This is a genomic window from Candidatus Eisenbacteria bacterium, assembly GCA_016867495.1.
Classification (GTDB): Bacteria; Eisenbacteria; RBG-16-71-46; order CAIMUX01; family VGJL01; genus VGJL01.
Map to the genome: position 1 here is coordinate 1 of VGJL01000045.1, position 16,718 is coordinate 16,718.

The 16,718-nt window shown below is 65.0% G+C and carries 13 protein-coding genes and 1 pseudogene; 11 read left to right on the top strand and 3 right to left on the bottom strand.

Annotated elements, in window-relative coordinates; genetic code table 11:
- Positions 1 to 836: 836 nt before the first annotated feature.
- Complete coding sequence (locus FJY88_06420) at positions 837 to 1,943, bottom strand: GNAT family N-acetyltransferase (protein ID MBM3286971.1); 1,107 nt, start codon at positions 1,941 to 1,943, stop codon at positions 837 to 839.
- Positions 1,944 to 2,486: 543 nt separating this feature from the next.
- Between FJY88_06420 and aroF the strand changes: the two genes are divergently transcribed.
- The 9 genes from aroF (at position 2,487) to FJY88_06465 (ending at position 12,711) form a co-directional block, all read left to right on the top strand.
- On the top strand, positions 2,487 to 3,533 hold the full coding sequence (gene aroF / locus FJY88_06425) for a 3-deoxy-7-phosphoheptulonate synthase (GenBank protein MBM3286972.1): 1,047 nt from the start codon (positions 2,487 to 2,489) through the stop codon (positions 3,531 to 3,533).
- Positions 3,530 to 5,092, top strand: coding sequence for an anthranilate synthase component 1 (locus tag FJY88_06430; GenBank protein MBM3286973.1), 1,563 nt, complete (start codon positions 3,530 to 3,532; stop codon positions 5,090 to 5,092). Before aroF ends, FJY88_06430 begins: the two co-directional genes overlap by 4 nt.
- A gap of 5 nt (positions 5,093 to 5,097) precedes the next feature.
- Entirely contained in the window at positions 5,098 to 5,694 is a 597-nt protein-coding gene (locus tag FJY88_06435; GenBank protein MBM3286974.1) for an aminodeoxychorismate/anthranilate synthase component II, read from the top strand.
- Position 5,695: 1 nt separating this feature from the next.
- Positions 5,696 to 6,736, top strand: coding sequence for an anthranilate phosphoribosyltransferase (trpD, locus tag FJY88_06440; GenBank protein ID MBM3286975.1), 1,041 nt, complete (start codon positions 5,696 to 5,698; stop codon positions 6,734 to 6,736).
- The gene (gene trpCF, locus FJY88_06445) at positions 6,726 to 8,138 is read left to right on the top strand and encodes a bifunctional indole-3-glycerol-phosphate synthase TrpC/phosphoribosylanthranilate isomerase TrpF (protein MBM3286976.1); all 1,413 of its coding nucleotides are present in this window, start codon (positions 6,726 to 6,728) and stop codon (positions 8,136 to 8,138) included. The genes trpD and trpCF overlap by 11 nt, the downstream gene beginning before the upstream one ends.
- A gap of 1 nt (position 8,139) precedes the next feature.
- Entirely contained in the window at positions 8,140 to 9,360 is a 1,221-nt protein-coding gene (gene trpB, locus FJY88_06450) for a tryptophan synthase subunit beta (GenBank protein MBM3286977.1), read from the top strand.
- Between the two features lie 17 nt (positions 9,361 to 9,377).
- Complete coding sequence (gene trpA / locus FJY88_06455) at positions 9,378 to 10,175, top strand: tryptophan synthase subunit alpha (GenBank protein MBM3286978.1); 798 nt, start codon at positions 9,378 to 9,380, stop codon at positions 10,173 to 10,175.
- A gap of 73 nt (positions 10,176 to 10,248) precedes the next feature.
- Positions 10,249 to 11,481, top strand: a complete 1,233-nt coding sequence (aroA, locus tag FJY88_06460; GenBank protein MBM3286979.1) for a 3-phosphoshikimate 1-carboxyvinyltransferase — start codon at positions 10,249 to 10,251, stop codon at positions 11,479 to 11,481.
- Positions 11,482 to 11,628: 147 nt separating this feature from the next.
- A complete protein-coding gene (locus FJY88_06465; protein MBM3286980.1) occupies positions 11,629 to 12,711 on the top strand; it encodes a DDE-type integrase/transposase/recombinase in 1,083 nt (360 codons plus the stop codon).
- Positions 12,712 to 13,008: 297 nt separating this feature from the next.
- Here the strand turns inward: FJY88_06465 and FJY88_06470 are convergent, their stop codons facing one another.
- A complete protein-coding gene (locus FJY88_06470; GenBank protein MBM3286981.1) occupies positions 13,009 to 13,563 on the bottom strand; it encodes a hypothetical protein in 555 nt (184 codons plus the stop codon).
- Positions 13,564 to 13,906: 343 nt separating this feature from the next.
- Here FJY88_06470 and thiC point away from each other — a divergent pair, with 343 nt between their 5' ends.
- Together thiC and FJY88_06480 are read left to right on the top strand one after the other, a co-directional pair.
- On the top strand, positions 13,907 to 15,265 hold the full coding sequence (gene thiC / locus FJY88_06475; GenBank protein MBM3286982.1) for a phosphomethylpyrimidine synthase ThiC: 1,359 nt from the start codon (positions 13,907 to 13,909) through the stop codon (positions 15,263 to 15,265).
- A gap of 344 nt (positions 15,266 to 15,609) precedes the next feature.
- Entirely contained in the window at positions 15,610 to 16,188 is a 579-nt protein-coding gene (locus FJY88_06480) for a hypothetical protein (protein ID MBM3286983.1), read from the top strand.
- Here the strand turns inward: FJY88_06480 and FJY88_06485 are convergent.
- Positions 16,158 to 16,412, bottom strand: a pseudogene (locus FJY88_06485) (recombinase family protein). The gene FJY88_06480 and the pseudogene FJY88_06485 sit on opposite strands and share 31 nt — an antisense overlap.
- Positions 16,413 to 16,718 lie beyond the last annotated feature (306 nt).

Consider the following 16,718-nt stretch of genomic DNA (forward strand, 5'->3'; position numbering starts at 1 on the left):
CCACCGGCTCCGGAGGCGACTGAACCGAGGCCCATCAGGAGCTTGCTGTCAGGTGTGGAACCGAGCTTGGGACTAACATAGGAAGTGGACCGATGATCGGGGGCAGGTCAGGGTCACCTCCTTCCCTGTTTTGGGGGATGTCAGACATCGAGATGCTCCTCAATCGTTGGTCCTGGGAGTTCTGAGAGCGTAGAAGTTTTCAACAAGTCCGCGGATGAGGTCTCCGACCTGTCCGCGGACTCGTTTTGCGTCTGCCGAGTGTCGATTGGGAGCAGATCGAGATATTGCTGGACGACACGCGGGTTGAGTCTGGCGAGCTGGCCGATTCTGATTGGATCCATCGAGACTTGCGTGAGCACCCGCACGGTCTCGAAGTCTCGGACAGGAGCTTAGCAGCTGTGCCCAATGCCATCTCGTAACCGATTGCAGGATCGATTGATCGTCGACGGACTATGACACGATAAGCGAGCCTACGCGGCCTGGCGGAAGTCGTACTGCAGCACCCTACCGACCGCGCCGTTCACGACACTGGACCGGACCGGAGACGCGCCCGACCCCTTCGCCCGCGTCGATCAGCCGATGACCAAGTCCCTGGTGATTCCTCCCTCCGTGATGCCACCTTGAGGCGAACCACCAGGGGCTTGGGACCGGGCTGATCGAGCCCTTGAGGCAAGGCGGCCAGGGGCGGCTGGCCTGTCGGGAGCGACCTGACGGGATGCTCCGGTACTACCATCGGAGGGCTGCCTGAAGGCAGCTGGGGTTTGGCACACGACGGGCGCGAGACCATTCGCGGCCATGCTCGAGCGGTCGCGCGCCGGGTCGATCTGCGCCGCCATCTACCAAAGTCCGTGGTACAGGCGTCTGAGGGAAAGGTAGAGCCAGGAACGCAGTCGCGGGGGGAAGATGAGGTAGCGATAGCTCCTGCGGTCTTTGGACGCCCAATGCCTCTTATAAGGCTCGTCCCCGCGAAGGAAGTCGAATCGCCGCACTCCTCGGCGGATCAGGTCCTCGACGACGAGAGCCAGGATGACGAATCCCGGCCGCAGTCTCTCATGGGCCGGGTCGTATCCGGTCTGGTAGTCGTAGTACACGCCGTCGACCAGGAATCCATGGCGGTAGGCGATCGGAGTGCCCGCGCTGACCAGGAACTTCATGTAGAGCGCATCGCCGTGGCTCAGAGACCGGATCAACTCGCGGTGGAACTCCATGTATCCGGATCGCCCGAGACTCCCCGCATCCCCCTTCTTCCCGCGCGAGAGGGTATGCAGCCGGCGGGCTTCCGAGAGCACGGTTTCGACGTCGCCGATCTCCGTATGATCCGCCATGCGCACCTGGTCCCCGGCGCGCCGCAGCGTCCGGCGGGTGATCTTCCTCATGTTGGCCGAATACCCGTCGAGCAGGGCCTGATAGCTTTCGGGAAGGTCGAAGTAGGGACAGACATCCTGTTCCTCGCGGACGACACGGAACCCACGGTCGCGCAGACGCGCGGTCCAGGCCTCGATGAAGGGCGCGTGCTCGGCCACGGAATCGAACAGGGCAAAGGCGCAGCTGCCCATGTCGCCGGCGATCTGCTTCTCGAGAAAATCGAACCACTGATCCCAAGCCTCGGGTCGAATGGGAAGATCCAGATGCTCGGGCGATACGGCCGCTCGGGTTCCCATCAAGGCCACGACGCGCTGGCGGAGTACTCTGAGGAACGGCGTGCGGACGATCGACAGATGCGCCGATCCGGTCATCTTCCCCTGCGGATCGCGGCCGATGACGTGCCTGAACTCCATGCCCGTGCCGAACACCTTCTGGAAAGGGATCAGCCAGCCGGGACTGTAGAAGAAGCTCTCCGGGAAGTTCTTGAGATGCGCCTCGATCTCGTCCCGCAAGGCGGCGAACTCGTCCAGCGACGAGAAGACCTCGAACTTCATGATCGCAACCACTCCCAGGTCCATGCGGCCATGTCAAGATTATCGGACGATTGAAGGTTTTCGCGACTGCCGCCAGCCGCCACGACTCACTCTCCCGGCGGCTTCCCGACGATGCGTTCTCGACTCCTCTGGCCAGGCGCGCATCTTTCCGCAGGGGCCCCACCGACAGTTTCTGTGAGGAATCTCACAAGGCGTTGGAGCCAGGCACAGTCGCCGCTGGGTGACGGCTGGGCACTTTCGCGAGAGCGGCCGCTGAATTCGTTCAATCATCGGATTCGCTCCCTCGGTTTCCGCTTGACAATGGGCGGTGGCATCTGGGAGAATTACAGTCACGATGCATGCACGGTGCGCCATACGACTGGGGGTAGACAAGTATCCCTATTCCTGCGCATACCGGCGATGGCGGGATGTCATGCCGGTGAGCGCCCCCCTGTTGTGCGTCAGCTTTGAGTCACCGAACGATTCATAGGACAGGCAGCAGGTAGAAGCACAAGCTGGACGCCCACCGGACCCCGGCGGGCGTTTCTGTTTCTTGCTTTGAACACCGGGTCGCGGAGGAAGAGCACGATGATCATCATCTTGAAACCGGGAACCGAGGACAGTACGGTCCGGGAGCTGCTGGACCACATCAAGGAATGCGGACTAAAGCCCCAGTTTCTTCCAGGAGAAGAGAGGGTGGTGCTTGGGGCAATCGGCGATGAACGCGTCCTGGCCAAACTGCATCTTGAGAGCCATCCGTGCGTCGAGTCCGTCAAGCCTATCCTTGCCCCCTACAAGATGGTGAGCAGGGAATCCCATCCTGAAGACACCGTCGTGCACATAGGTTCGGCGAAAGTCGGAAACGGGTACTTCACCGTGATCGCCGGCCCCTGTGCAATCGAGAGCCTCGAGCAGGCGATGGAGACCTGCCGTGCCGTCGCCGCCGCCGGGGCGGCCGTCTTGAGGGGCGGCGCATTCAAGCCCCGCACGAGCCCCTACTCGTTCCAGGGGCTCGGTGTCGAGGGGCTTGAGATCCTGAAGCATGTCTCGCGGGAGTTGAACATTCCAACAGTCACCGAGGTCGTTGAGGTGGCCGACATCCTCGCCGTCGAGGAGCATGCGGACGCGTTCCAGGTAGGAGCGCGGAACATGCAGAACTTCCGCCTGCTGAGCGAACTCGGACAACGCCGCAAGCCGGTAGTCCTGAAGCGGGGCATGGCCGCCACGATCGAGGACCTCTTGATGGCCGCGGAATACGTGGTGAGCCAGGGGAATCCAAATGTCATCCTCTGCGAAAGGGGCATCCGGACCTTTGAGACCGCGACCCGCAATACTCTCGACCTCAATGCCGTACCGTTCATCAAGCAGAGGAGCCATCTCCCCGTCCTCGTGGATCCTTCCCACGGAACGGGCAGGCGCCAGTTGGTTGCTCCGATGTCTCTGGCCGCGGCGGCAGCAGGCGCGGACGGGATCATTGTCGAGGTCCACCGCAATCCAGCGGAGGCCCTTTCGGACGGGGAGCAGTCGCTCTATCCGGAGCAGTTTGAATCCCTCATGCGCTCCCTGCGTTCGCTGGTTGACACGCTGGGGCGCACTCTGATGCAACCGGCTCCGCCGAGCGGGGCCTCGCTGTGACGCGACCGGGACATGCGCGCCGCAGCGCTCTGGTCCACCGCATCAGCGGCTCATGGGACCCGCAGGTCCTCTATGGTGCGCTCGCCCATCCCAGCCCCGACACGATCCTGCTCGAATCGAGGGACGGAAACGGACGGAACGACAGCCAGAGCTTCGTACTGATCCGATCAGCCCTGCGCATCGAAGGGCGGGGGGGCGAGGTCAGGCTCATCCCGCTCACGGCGGCCGGAGTCGAAGCGCTCCGAGTGCAAGCGGACGCGCTGGCCGGGCTGGCGGATGCATCGTCCGAAGGCGACGCTCTCGTACTATCGTTTTCGCGGATCGATCCTGCTGCCGGCGAGGAGGAGCGCCTGAGATCCCATTCGCCGCTGGATGTGCTGCGGCGCATGGCATTCGGTTGGTCCACGCCCGTGGGGGTACCGCCTCTCACCTTGCCGGGGCTCCTCGGATACGACTTCATCGACCTCTTCGAGGATCTCCCCCCTGCGAGGCAGGACCTCTTCTCGCTTCCCGATCTTCTCTTCGAGCTGCCGGAGATCCTCATCCACATGGACCACCGTGGAGGCACGGTGGAACTGATCGCGAACGGCTTTGGCGATGCCTCCCCAGACGAGAAGACGATCGGAGAGTTGAGCCGGTCGATACTTGACCTGCAGGAGAGGGAGCCGGCGGGATCCGAGGCGGCTGACACGAGCGTTCCAGAGAATGTGGATGTCGACCTGGATGACAACGCGTACTGCGAGGTCATCCGCGCCATGCAGCAGCACATCCTGGCGGGGGATGTATTCCAGATCGTCCCCTCCCGCACCTTCCGCCTGCCATGTCGTGATCCGCTTGCCGCCTACAAACACCTCCGCCGGCTCAACCCGAGCCCCTACTTGTTCTATCTGGATGGCGCTGGCTTCGTTCTATTCGGAGCCTCCCCGGAGACCAGCCTGCGGGTCGAGGGAAATCCTCCGCGCGTCACCATAGCCCCGATCGCCGGTACGCGGCCTCGAGGGCGCTCGCGCGATGGCCGGTTCGATCACGATCTGGACAACAGGCTCGAAGCCGAGTTGAAGCTCCACGGCAAGGAGCTCGCGGAGCATGTGATGCTCGTCGACCTCGCGCGCAACGACATCGCAAGGGTGAGCGAGCCAGGTTCGAGGATCGTATCCCGACTGCTCGAGATCGAGCGTTACAGCCATGTCATGCATCTGGTCAGTCGGGTGGAGGGGCGACTGCGTTCCGAGCTGGATGCGCTCCATGCATTGCAGGGAACGATGACCATGGGCACCCTGACCGGAGCCCCCAAGGTCGAAGCGGCTCGCTTGCTGCGCCGCTGGGAAACGGACCGGCGCGGTCCCTATGGCGGCGCGATCGGCTACCTGACGTCCGAAGGCGCGATGGACACAGCGATTGTGATCCGCTCTGCACTGGTCGCCGGCGGACACGCCCACGTTCGCGCGGGGGCGGGAATCGTCTTCGACTCCGACCCGCAGGCAGAGGCTGATGAGACACGGGCGAAAGCGAGCGCTGTCCTGCAAGCCGTCGCCCGCGCGGCCTGGGAGGGCGCATGAGGGGCTTGCCGAACGTCCTGGTGATCGACAACATCGACTCCTTCGTCTTCAACCTTGTCGATGAGTTCGCGCGTCGTGGCTGTTCTGTACAGGTTCATCGCAACACGATCACGACCGCGCGGGCTCTCGAACTCCTTGACTGCACCCCGACCCCGAAGCTCCTGGTCGTGAGTCCAGGTCCAGGAACCCCCGCTCGAGCAGGATGCATCGTCGAGCTGCTACGCCGCCTGCCCGAGGGGATCGCCGTGCTGGGCGTCTGTCTGGGACACCAAGCGCTGGTCGAGGCGCTGGGCGGAAGCGTGGGCGGAGCGGGTGAGATCATTCACGGGAAGAGTTCGCTGCTGCCGCACGACGGTACCGGTCTCTTTGCCGGCATAGCCAGTCCCATGATGGTCGGCCGTTACCACTCCCTCGCGGCGACGCGGGTTCCTCCCGATCTCGCGATCGTGGCCCGCCTCGGTGAGATCGTCATGGCCGTCCAGCATCGTTCACGCCCCATCTGGGGCGTTCAGTTCCATCCCGAATCGATCCTCACGCCCATGGGAGGGCGCTTGCTCGATAACGTCCTTGCAATGTCAACGGCCGGTCGAGGGGAGTCATAGCATGCACCAACTTCTGGATCGGATAGCCGACCGTCATGATCTGGATCGTGATGAGGCAGAGAGGCTGTTCGGCGCCATGATCGATGGGGAGCTCACTCCCGTACAGATCGCCGCACTGCTCATCGGCTTGCGAATGAAGGGAGAGAAGCCTCAAGAGATCGCCGGGGCGGCGAAGGCAGTTCGCGATCGGGCGACAGGCTTTCCCGCGCCTGAAGGTCCCTTCATGGACGTTTGCGGGACAGGGGGCGACGGCGCGGGGAGCCTCAACATATCCACCGTCGCGGCGATCGTCCTGGCCGAGATGGGGATCCCCGTGGTGAAGCACGGCAACCGTTCGGTCTCATCGAAGTGCGGCTCGGCCGATCTCCTCGAGGCCTTCGGCGTGAGACTCGACCCCGAATCGTCTACTGCGAGGAACTGCCTTGATCGAGTCGGGATCTGTTTCCTCTTTGCCCCCCAGTACCACCAGGGTCTGCGTCACGCCATGCCCGTCAGGGCAGCTCTCAAGATGAGGACCATCTTCAACATCCTCGGGCCACTGGTGAACCCCGCCCGCCCGCCCTTTCAGCTCCTCGGGGTGTACGATCCTGCGCTCGTGGAGACGATGGGACTGACACTGTCCAGCCTAGGTGTGAGGCGCTCTCTGGTCGTGCACGGCGGCGGAATGGATGAGATCTCCGTCTCGGGGCCTACCAGCGCAATGCTGACTGAGGACGGACTCGTGCGCCGTCTTGAGATCCTGCCCGAAGACGCAGGCCTAAGGCGGTTCCCTCTACACTCCCTCGCCGGCGGGGATGCAGCGCAGAACCGGCGAACCGTCGAGGCCCTCCTCTCGGGGCACGGGGAAGCGGCTCATGAGGCGTCCGTGGCGATCAATGCGGGAGCGGCGGCCTGGGTGGCGTCGGCGGCGAAAGACATTCGTGAGGGCACGCAGGCGGCTTTGGAGGCGATGCGCTCAGGCCGCTGCCTTGCTCGCCTGAGCGCGTGGGTGAAGCTCTCGCACGAGGAGCCTCAGAAGGCGGGACCATCGCATGGTGCTTGACCGAATTATTCCTCACAAGAGGGAGGAAGTCGCGCGCCGCAAGGCAGAACGGCCACTGAACTCCTTCGTGGATCAGCTAATCCCATCGCACCGGTCCTTCGCCCGAGCGATCGAGGGGTCATCGACCGGTTATGTCCTCGAGGTGAAGCGAGCCTCGCCGTCCCGAGGAACGATCCGCGCCGAGAAGGACTTCGATCCGGAAGCGATCGCGAAGAGCTACAACCCGATCGCAGATGCGATTAGCGTTGTCACCGATCGCGACTTCTTCGGGGGAGGATTCGACGTCCTGGAGAGGGTGCGCGCCGGAACTACCCTCCCGGTGTTGTGCAAGGATTTCGTCGTCGATCCGTATCAGGTCTGCGAGGCGAGGTTGCATGGTGCGGACGCGGTTCTTTTGATGCTCGCAGTGCTCGACGATCGGACATTCAGAGAGTGCGCCGCCGCCGCTGCCTCCTTGTCGATGGATGCTCTCGTCGAGGTCGACGATCACGATTCGCTCACAAGGGCTCGTTCATTGGGAGCGGAGATCGTGGGGATCAACAACCGGGACTTGAGAACCTTGGAGGTCGATATCACTCGAACGATGAGGTTGGCTCCGGCGGCGGGCTTCGCCCGGAGCATCGTCTGCGAGTCGGGGATCTCGACTCACGCCCAGGTCCGCGAGCTGCGCCCGCATGTCGACGCCTTCCTGGTGGGGACGGCGCTCATGGAGCGCCGCGACCTCGCGACGGCGGTCCGCGAGCTTGTCTTCGGGACCGTGAAGGTCTGCGGCATCACGAGGGAAGAGGACGCACGCGCAGCTTCCGAAGCCGGGGCGATCTACGGAGGCCTGATCTTCGCCGAGTCGTCACCTCGTCGCGTCGAGCCGGAGCAAGCAGCGCGCCTCGTCCGTTCGGCTCCGTCACTCCGCTGGGTCGGCGTGTTCGTGGGGGATCGAGTTGAGCGGATCGCGCGTTTGGCGGATGAGCTGAACCTCGCCGCGGTGCAGATCATCCAGGACGATTCGAGTTCCGGGCGGCTCGACGAAGCGTTTACTCGGCGACTACGCGCGGGGATCGGCGGCGAACGGGAGATATGGGTCGTTCGCCGAGTCCGGGACAAGAGGCCCGATCTCGATCCTGGTCCGGCCGACCGCGTTCTGCTTGACACCTTCGACCCCGGGCGGGCGGGCGGAACAGGCAGGGCCTTCGATTGGTCCCTGATCGCCGGCGCCGATCTTGCGCGGGTCGTTCTCTCCGGAGGACTGCGTCCGGAGCTGGCTGCTGCCGCGGACATGATGGGCGCCGGCATCCTCGATGTCTGCTCGGGCGTCGAGGCGGCCCCCGGCAGGAAGGACCGCAACCTGCTGCGGGATTTCTTCGCCGCCCTGCGCGGACAGGGTGCAGAACGGGGAGGCGCCTGACATGCGACTCGACGGACGGTTCGGTCGGTGGGGAGGATGCTTTGTTCCCGAGATCTTGGTCCCTGCCCTCGAGATGCTCGAGGCCGCATGGCTCGATCTCCGAGACCACCGTGCCTTCCGGGAGGAGTTGGAGGGTTTACTTCGCAGCTATGCCGGCCGCCCTACCCCTCTCTATCTATGCCGCAACGTAGCGCACGGGACAGGAGTCCGGATCTGGCTCAAGAGGGAAGACCTTCTCCATGGTGGCGCGCACAAGACAAACCAGGTCCTGGGCCAGGCGCTTCTTGCGCGGCACATGGGCAAGGCGAGACTGGTGGCAGAGACGGGTGCGGGCCAGCACGGAGTCGCGACCGCCATGGCCGGGGCTTTGTTCAACTTCGAGACGACGGTCTACATGGGGGCCAAGGACATCGACCGGCAGAAGCCGAACGTACATCGGATGGAACTGATGGGAGCCAAAGTGAAGGCGGTTACGAGCGGCTCGGCCACACTGAAGGACGCGATCAACGAAGCCCTCCGGGATTGGTCAGGGAGCTATCCTACGACCCACTACATGCTCGGCACCGCCGCGGGGCCGCATCCGTTTCCCAGCCTTGTGCGTGACTTCCAGGCTGTTATCGGTCGGGAGGCGCGGGAACAGATTCTCGACGCGGCGGGAAGGCTCCCGGACGCCGTGATCGCCTGCATTGGCGGCGGCTCGAACGCCATCGGCATCTTCCAGGCGTTCCGCGACGACGCGGATGTGAACCTGGTCGGAGTCGAGGCGGGGGGTCACGGACTCGAAACCGGAAAGCACGGCGCCACCCTCGCCCGAGGTCGCATGGGCGTTCTCCACGGAGCCGTCACGCCGATCCTCCAGGATGAGCACGGCCAGGTGCAGGAATCCCACTCGATCTCCGCCGGGCTCGACTATCCGGGCGTCGGCCCCGAGCACGCGCACCTTCGCGACACCGGCCGGGCGACCTACACCTCTGTGACCGACGTCGAAGCCCTCGATGCTTATGAAGCCCTCGCTCGTCGAGAAGGCATTCTGCCTGCGCTCGAGTCTGCACACGCGCTCGCCGAGGCTTTGAGGCGCGCTCTTCGCACGGCGGGCTCCGCTGATCTGCTGGTCAACCTCTCGGGCAGGGGGGACAAGGATCTCGAGACGGTCATGCAGGCGCGCGCCGTCAGGAGCTTCTGCGTGGAGCGGAACCAAGCCCGTACAGAGGTCAAGCCGTGAGCGACCGATACGCCAGCATGTTTGCGAGGCTCCGGCGACGGGGCCAGATCGCCTTCGTCCCGTTCACCATGCTCGGGGATCCGAATCCGCAGTCGAGCCTCGAGGTCCTCAAAGCCATGGCAGAAGGGGGCGCCGACGCGCTGGAGCTTGGGATCCCCTTCTCGGATCCGACCGCTGACGGCCCGACGATTCAGGCCGCGGCCCGAAGGTCCCTGACGGCCGGGACCACGCCTGCAGACTGCCTCGTCATGATCCGCGCGATGCGGTCGGCTTTCCCAGATCTTCCCCTGGGCCTCCTGGTCTATGCGAACCTCGTTGTCGCTAACGGGGTCGAGAGATTCTACGCCGAAGCGGCAGCGGCAGGTCTCGACTCAGTTCTGGTCGCTGACGTACCGACTCTTGAAGCCACACCCTTTTGCGAAGCCGCGCGAGGGGCGAGAGTCGATCCCATCCTCTTGCTCCCCCCGAACGCGAGTCCCGCCTGTTTGGACAAGATCGCCGGCGAATCCAGGGGCTATACGTACGTGGTGAGCCGGAGGGGCGTGACGGGGGCGGACGAGGAGATCAGTCTGCCGGACAGCAAGCTTCTTCGGGAACTCGCCCTCCGGAATGCGGCGCCTCCCCTCCTCGGATTCGGCATCTCCCGTCCCGAACATGTCGTCGCCGCACGGAAGGCAGGCGCGGCCGGCGTGATCTGCGGTTCTGCGGTGGTTGAACGCGTCGAGGCGCAACTCGCAGGTGGGACCGGGGCGATCGTCAAGTGCGTGCGGTCGTTCGTGGCGGAGATGAAGGCAGCCACGAGTGAGAACCGTTAGCGGGGCGGAGTGATGGACGACGCGAGGCGGGTCAGGGGAACCGGACAGTCGAACAGTTGTCTCGGGACGAACGATGGCTGATCCAATTACATTAGAGGCTCCAGGCTCGAAGAGCGCGACCCAGCGTGCCTTGCTGCTCGCCTCCCTCGCGCCCGGAACTTCCACTCTTCGGGGAGCACTCGACTGTGACGACGCGCGGGCGTTGCGCGGGGCGCTCCAGCGGCTCGGGATTGATGTACGAACCGAAGGTACGGAGTGGACCGTGCAAGGCGGCGTCTATCGGTCCCCCTCCGAACCTCTGTTCTGCGCCGAGGCAGGGACCTGCCTACGCTTCCTAGCGGCGGCTTCGTTGCTCATCGAGGACCGCGTCACGCTGGACGCAGCTGAGCAGCTCCGGCGCAGGCCGGTCCGCGAAGTCGTCGATGCGCTGCGCGTGCTCGGGAAGCGGGTCGAGCACCTGGGCGCAGAGGGGTTCGCTCCATTCGTCGTATCTCAGGAAGGTCCTATCCCGGGTCGGGTCCGGGTCGATGCAAGCGGTACGAGCCAGTTTCTGTCGGGGCTCCTGATGCTCTCTCCCTTGCTGGGAGGAATGGAGGTTACGGTGACCGGCAAGATCGCGTCGCGCGCATATGTGGAGCTCACCCGCACGATGATGGTCCGCTTCGGCGGTCCTGCAATCGAGGATCTGGGAACCGGCTTCCGCGCGCCCGCCGGGTCCTATCGGCCGACTCAGATACAGATCGAAGCGGACTGGTCATCAGGGGCCATGCTGCACGTCGCGGGCTGGCTGACTGGCCGCCGGGTGTCGATTCCGAATCTGGATCCCCACTCCACACAGGGCGATCGCAGGATCGTAGATTTCCTGCATGAACTGGGGCGGCCCCGCCCTCACACCTTCGATCTGTCGGACTGCCCAGACCTGATCACTCCTCTCGCCGTGGCCTGCGCCTTCGCATCGCAGCCGAGCGTGATCGGCGACGTCGCGCACGCGAGGCTCAAGGAGTGTGACCGGATCGCCGCGGCGGCAAAGATGCTGGCCGAGGTCGGCATCACAGTGGAGGAGCGCCGCGACGGTCTGCGGATCTTCCCCGGTGAAACCCTCGGGGACGATCCTCGGACCTCTCCGCCCTTCGCGCGCCTGGGTGCCCGGATCGAAGACTTCGGGGACCACCGCATGGCGATGGCTGCGGGTTTGCTCTCGTTGCGCGTTCATGGAGTGCACACAGCGAATCCCGAGTGTGTTCAGAAGTCCTTTCCGCGGTTCTGGGAAGTGCTGGAACGGTTGCGGTGCTCGATCGATCGATAGCCCCGTATGGTCAAGAAACTCAGCCGAGGCGCAACTCACGCTCGCGCTTTGATTGCGGGCCTTCGTCCAGCACCGATTTCAGCCCGTTGACCGGCCGAGTCATGCGCCCGATGCTCTCCCTCTTGCCGCTCCGGCATCGGACCAACCATGAACTTCGTCCTCCAACCCTGGCAGCTACTCCTCACCATCCTGGCCGGCATGATCAACCGGCAGCAGCAAGAGGTCATCGAGCATCTCCGCGCCGAGAATCAGGTCCTGAAGGAAGCCCATGGCAAGAGAAGAATCAGGCTCAACGACGACCAACGCCGACGCCTGGCGGTCAAGGGAAAGATCCTCGGCCGGAAGCTACTCGGTGAGATCGGCGCTGCCTTCTCCCCCGACACTATCCTTCGCTGGCACCGGCAGCTCGTGGCCGAGAAGTGGGATTACAGCAATCGCCGCCAGTCCGTGGGGCGGCCACGAGTCAGGCCGGAGATCGTTGACCTGGTCCTGCGCATGGCCCGCGAGATTCCGACCTGGGGCTACGACCGCATCCAGGCTGCACTGGCCAACCTCGGGCACAAGATCTCAGACACGACGGTCGGGAACATCCTCCGAGAGCACGGGATCGAACCAGTTCCGGACCGGAAGCGGCGGTCCCCCTGGAAGGGGTTCCTGGAGGCTCATTGGGACGTGCTCGGGGCGATCGACTTCACGACGATCGAGGTCTGGACGAAGTCGGGACGGCTCACCTTCTACCTGCTCTTCGTCATGGAGGTGGCCACGCGCCGCGTCTGCTTCGCGGGCTGCACAGCCAGCCCTGACGAGAGGTGGATGAAGCAGGTTGCGAGGAATCTGACCGTCTATGGCGACGGATTCCTCGAGGGCAAGCGGTACCTTCTGATGGACCGAGATTCCAAGTTCAGCGCTGCATTTCGGGCAATCCTCAGGGGCACGGATGTGGAAGCGGTGCGCTTGCCGCCGCGGTCGCCCAACCTGAACTCTCACCTCGAACGGTTTCTTCGGAGCCCCAAGCAAGAGTGCCTGGATCGCATGATCTTCTTCGGCGAGTCGCCGCTGCGTCGGGCGACCATCGCGTTCCTTGCCCATTATCACGGCGAGCGGAATCACCAGGGGCTCAGCAACCGGCTGATCGAACCCGACGATAGCGTTGGACGGGCCACTGGCCCGGTCCGATGCCGCAAACGCCTCGGTGGCATGCTGCGCTACTACTACCACGAGGCCGCGTAGGCTCACCCGTCGCCCCGATGTCCGTCGAAGAACCACCTATTCACCCGGATAGCTCCGTCTTCCAACCACCATCACCCCTGCACGCGGACCTGAACAGCCGACCTCTCGACTCAAACCCGCCCCAGCCGAGCTCCCGAACTCCGGTTTCCCGCCGCGGTTGACCCTCGTCCGAATTGTTTTACCTTACGAGGGTGGCACTACATCGTGTTTCGGAATCCGGCGAACTGGGAACAAAGCAGTTACGCCGCCGAACTCCTCGAAAAAAGCTCGGCGGCGCCTCGAACTGCGGAAGTTAGGCTAGCGAAACGCGGAGCGGAGCCACCCCCATGTCTTGAGAAGTGCGGGAGGATCCTCGATTGCGGCGGGATCCTGGACCACCCGGATCGTCACATTCGCGAGGTTCTCGATGTGTCCGCTGCCGTCGTTGTTCCCGAACCATGATGCTTGCCATACGTGATCGCCGAGCTGAAGGGGGGCTGTGGTTTGAAGGCTGACCGGGAAGACGACCGGATTAGCCTGTCCGTCGTCTCCCGTGTGGGTGGGGCCTGTCCTTCGGACCAGTTCGGTGTGGTTCTCGTTGTAGAGGATGGCCCTTATCCATCCCGTCTGGGTACCGCCGTTCAAGGTGACGGTCACGGCGTCCCCCGGATAGTAAGTGGGTCTGTCCGCCGTAGCAGAGAGAGTCCCGATGTGGTGATGGCAGCCGTTGCAGGTGGGCGTATCGTTCGAGTGACACGATGCGCACTGATTGGTGAAGAACGTCGGCCTTGCCAGTGACCCACGCATGGGGACTACGAGCAGGGCGAGACCCAGTGCGAGAATTCCTGATGCTGTGAACCTTCTGTTGTGCATCGCTGATTACCTCCTGTGGGTTGCGGCGACACACCCCGCGCGCGCTTCGGAGGCGGCCAAGTAGAGCCTATCCGATGTCGGGGAGATCAGCAAGACTCTTTTCCTAATAGTGAGACCGGGGAGAGGCGGCTTGCGCTAATCCTTGTCTCGGTGGTGTAGCTTTCAGGCCGAGGGCGGGTTCGCGCAACCCGTGGAAGGGATGGCGGTGTGTGATGAGGCCTCGGGTTTCCTTGCCTATCGGCTGTTCGCCGGCCGCGCCTGACGCCGGGGGCCGCCGGCGCGGCCCTTCGACGTTGAACCTTCACCCTGCACCCGCTACATTGACCCCAGCACCGAGGACACCATGGCTACCCATCTCACCCAGGCGCGCGCCGGCATCGTCACGCCGGAGATGCGCGACGTCGCGGCGGACGAGGGGCTCGCCCCCGAGCTCGTCCGCGAGCGCGTCGCCGCCGGCACGGTCGTCATCCCCAAGAACGTCCACCACGACATCCGCGCCCGCGGCGTGGGCCTGGGCCTGCGCACCAAGACCAACGCCAACATCGGCGCCTCGGGGTTCCACCAGCTCCTCGACGAGGAGATCCGCAAGCTCGAGGCCGCGATCCACCACGGCGCCGACGCCGTCATGGACCTCTCCACCGGCGACGAGATCGACCGCGTCCGCGAGGAGCTGCTCCGCCGCTCGCCGCTCCCCCTGGGGACCGTGCCGCTCTACCAGGTCGCGGCCGAGGCCTCGATCCGCTCCATGGACGTGGAGACGCTGTTCCAGTGCATCGAGAAGCAGGCGCGGCAGGGCGTCGACTTCATGACCGTCCACTGCGGCGTCACGCGCGACACCGTGGCGAAGCTGCGCGCGCACGGCCGCCTGGCCGGCATCGTGTCGCGCGGCGGCGCGCTCCTCGCGGCCTGGATCGAGGCGACCGGCCGCGAGAACCCGCTCTACGAGCACTTCGACCGGCTGTGCGACATCTTCCACGAGCACGACGTCACCTTCTCCCTCGGCGATGGCCTGCGGCCCGGCGCCACCGGCGACGCCACCGACCGCGGCCAGGTCGCGGAGCTGCTCGTGCTCGGCGAGCTGGCGGAGCGGGCCCGCGCGCGCGGCTGCCAGGTGATGATCGAGGGGCCGGGGCACGTCCCGCTCGATCAGATCGCGGCCAACGTGCAGCTCGAGAAGCGCCTGTGCGGCGACGCGCCCTTCTATGTGCTCGGGCCGCTCACCATCGACTTCGCCCCCGGCTACGACCACATCACCGCCGCCATCGGCGGCGCGGTGGCGGCTGCGGCCGGCGCCGACTTCCTCTGCTACGTCACCCCGGCCGAGCACCTCCGCCTCCCCACCGTCGCGGACGTGATCGAGGGGGTGGTGGCCACGCGCATCGCGGCCTGCTCCGGCGACCTGGTCAAGGGGACCGGCGGCGCGCGGGAGCGCAACGCCGCCATGTCGCGGGCGCGCAAGGCGCTCGACTGGGAGACGCAGTACCTCCTGGCGCTCGACCCCGACCGCGCGCGCAATTACAAGGAGGGGAGCGAGGCCAAGGGGTCGAAGGTCTGCACCATGTGCGGCTCGCTCTGCTCGATGAACATCGACTCGGCCACCACCGCCAGGGGCGGCGCCTTCGTGCCGGCCGTGGCGTCCACCGCGGGCGCCGCGCGCCCCGAGCGCGCCCCCGACGGTTGCCCCCTCCCCGCCGCGCGCTGACCCGCGCCGCCGCGCGAGCCACGACCTCAGGCCTCGGGCCTCAGGCCGCAGGCCTCACAGGCACGGGGTCGTCGACTCGCCGCACAGCTCCGCCTCGTACTCGATGGCGCTGGCGCCGGCGATGGCGCCGGTGACGGGCGCCCGGCCGCTCTGCCTCGCGGCCGTGAGGCTCACGGTCCCCGTGGGCACCTCGGCCCGCCAAACCGGACTCCCGCGAGGGAGAGGCCGGGTTCCATGGGGTGACGGAGAGGTCCGTAGTAGCGAGGAAGCCGGGTAACGCCGGTGGAGCGAAGGGGCCTTAGGTCAAGGAGAGCGTCCGAAGTGGCGACAGCCAGGAGAGTGGCGTGAGCCTATCACCTCCGGAATCGGTTGGGAAGCTACAGGTGGCGCTGCATGCCAAAGCGAAGGGGTCACCCGAGTACCGTTTCTACTCGTTGTACGACAAGGTGTATCGAGCCGACGTACTGGGATACGCCTACCGCCTGTGCCGGGCAAACGGCGGGGTGGCGGGAGTGGACGGGCAGAGGTTCGATGACATCGAGACCTACGGGGTGGAACGTTGGTTGGGTGAACTGACGGAAGAGCTTCGAACGAAGCGATATCGACCCGAGGCGGTTCGGCGGGTTCATATTCCGAAGCCGGGCCGACCGGGGCGGACGCGACCTCTGGGGATACCGACGATACGAGATCGAGTTGCGATGACGGCCGTAGTCGTGGTTCTGAGCCCGATCTATGAGCCCGACTTGCAGCCCGAGCAGTACGCCTACCGGACCGGGAGGAATGCCTTGGACGCGGTTCGCCACGTCCATGCGCTCTTGAAGTCGCGGCACTGGGAGGTAATCGAGGCCGACCTGTCGGGTTACTTGGAGACCTCGCCACAATGCACCTCCTTTCATCGAGTGCCCTCAAGGAGGGCTTGTTGATCGGCCAACACCTTGATGCGCAACCCCTTTCGTCTTCCTCGAGTTACGTGGATGGCCTCGAGCTGTCCCCGCTTTACACGCTGCAACACGGACTGACGGGAGATGCCGAGACAGCGCACAGCGTCGACGATCGGTACATAGCCTTCAGGCTCGTCTTGGACGAAGCGCGCGCGCAACTCCTCGGTGATTCTGATGCGCCACGGTGCGCCCGGCGTCAGCAGCTCACGAATCGCAGTCGGATGCGGCGGCGCTTGCCCTCTGCTCCATCGCGGGAGGTTGCCGGTGTTGAGGCCGAGGCGCCTTGCGAGCTGGATCTGCATGCCTCGGGGAGAGTGGGGGGCAAGGGAAGGGGGCAGAGGGCGTCGTTCTCTCGCCGTCGCCGCATGCCGTGGGCGCAGTTGCTCCGCCGGCTGTTGCACGTCGATGCTCTCTCCTGCCCTCGGTGTTCGACGGCGGCGAAGTCGATCCCGATGGTTGTGCTCGCTTTCCTGACCGATGCCGATGTGGTGGGCCGGATCCTGCGGCATCTT

Excerpts from the sequence above, each read along its gene's own strand:
- FJY88_06420 (MBM3286971.1), bottom strand. The coding sequence starts at position 1,943 with ATGGACCTGGGAGTGGTTGCGATCATGAAGTTCGAGGTCTTCTCGTCG.
- aroF (MBM3286972.1), top strand. The coding sequence starts at position 2,487 with ATGATCATCATCTTGAAACCGGGAACCGAGGACAGTACGGTCCGGGAG.
- trpD (MBM3286975.1), top strand. The coding sequence starts at position 5,696 with ATGCACCAACTTCTGGATCGGATAGCCGACCGTCATGATCTGGATCGT.
- trpCF (MBM3286976.1), top strand. The coding sequence starts at position 6,726 with ATGGTGCTTGACCGAATTATTCCTCACAAGAGGGAGGAAGTCGCGCGC.
- trpB (MBM3286977.1), top strand. The coding sequence starts at position 8,140 with ATGCGACTCGACGGACGGTTCGGTCGGTGGGGAGGATGCTTTGTTCCC.
- trpA (MBM3286978.1), top strand. The coding sequence starts at position 9,378 with ATGTTTGCGAGGCTCCGGCGACGGGGCCAGATCGCCTTCGTCCCGTTC.
- aroA (MBM3286979.1), top strand. The coding sequence starts at position 10,249 with ATGGCTGATCCAATTACATTAGAGGCTCCAGGCTCGAAGAGCGCGACC.
- FJY88_06465 (MBM3286980.1), top strand. The coding sequence starts at position 11,629 with ATGAACTTCGTCCTCCAACCCTGGCAGCTACTCCTCACCATCCTGGCC.
- FJY88_06470 (MBM3286981.1), bottom strand. The coding sequence starts at position 13,563 with ATGCACAACAGAAGGTTCACAGCATCAGGAATTCTCGCACTGGGTCTC.
- thiC (MBM3286982.1), top strand. The coding sequence starts at position 13,907 with ATGGCTACCCATCTCACCCAGGCGCGCGCCGGCATCGTCACGCCGGAG.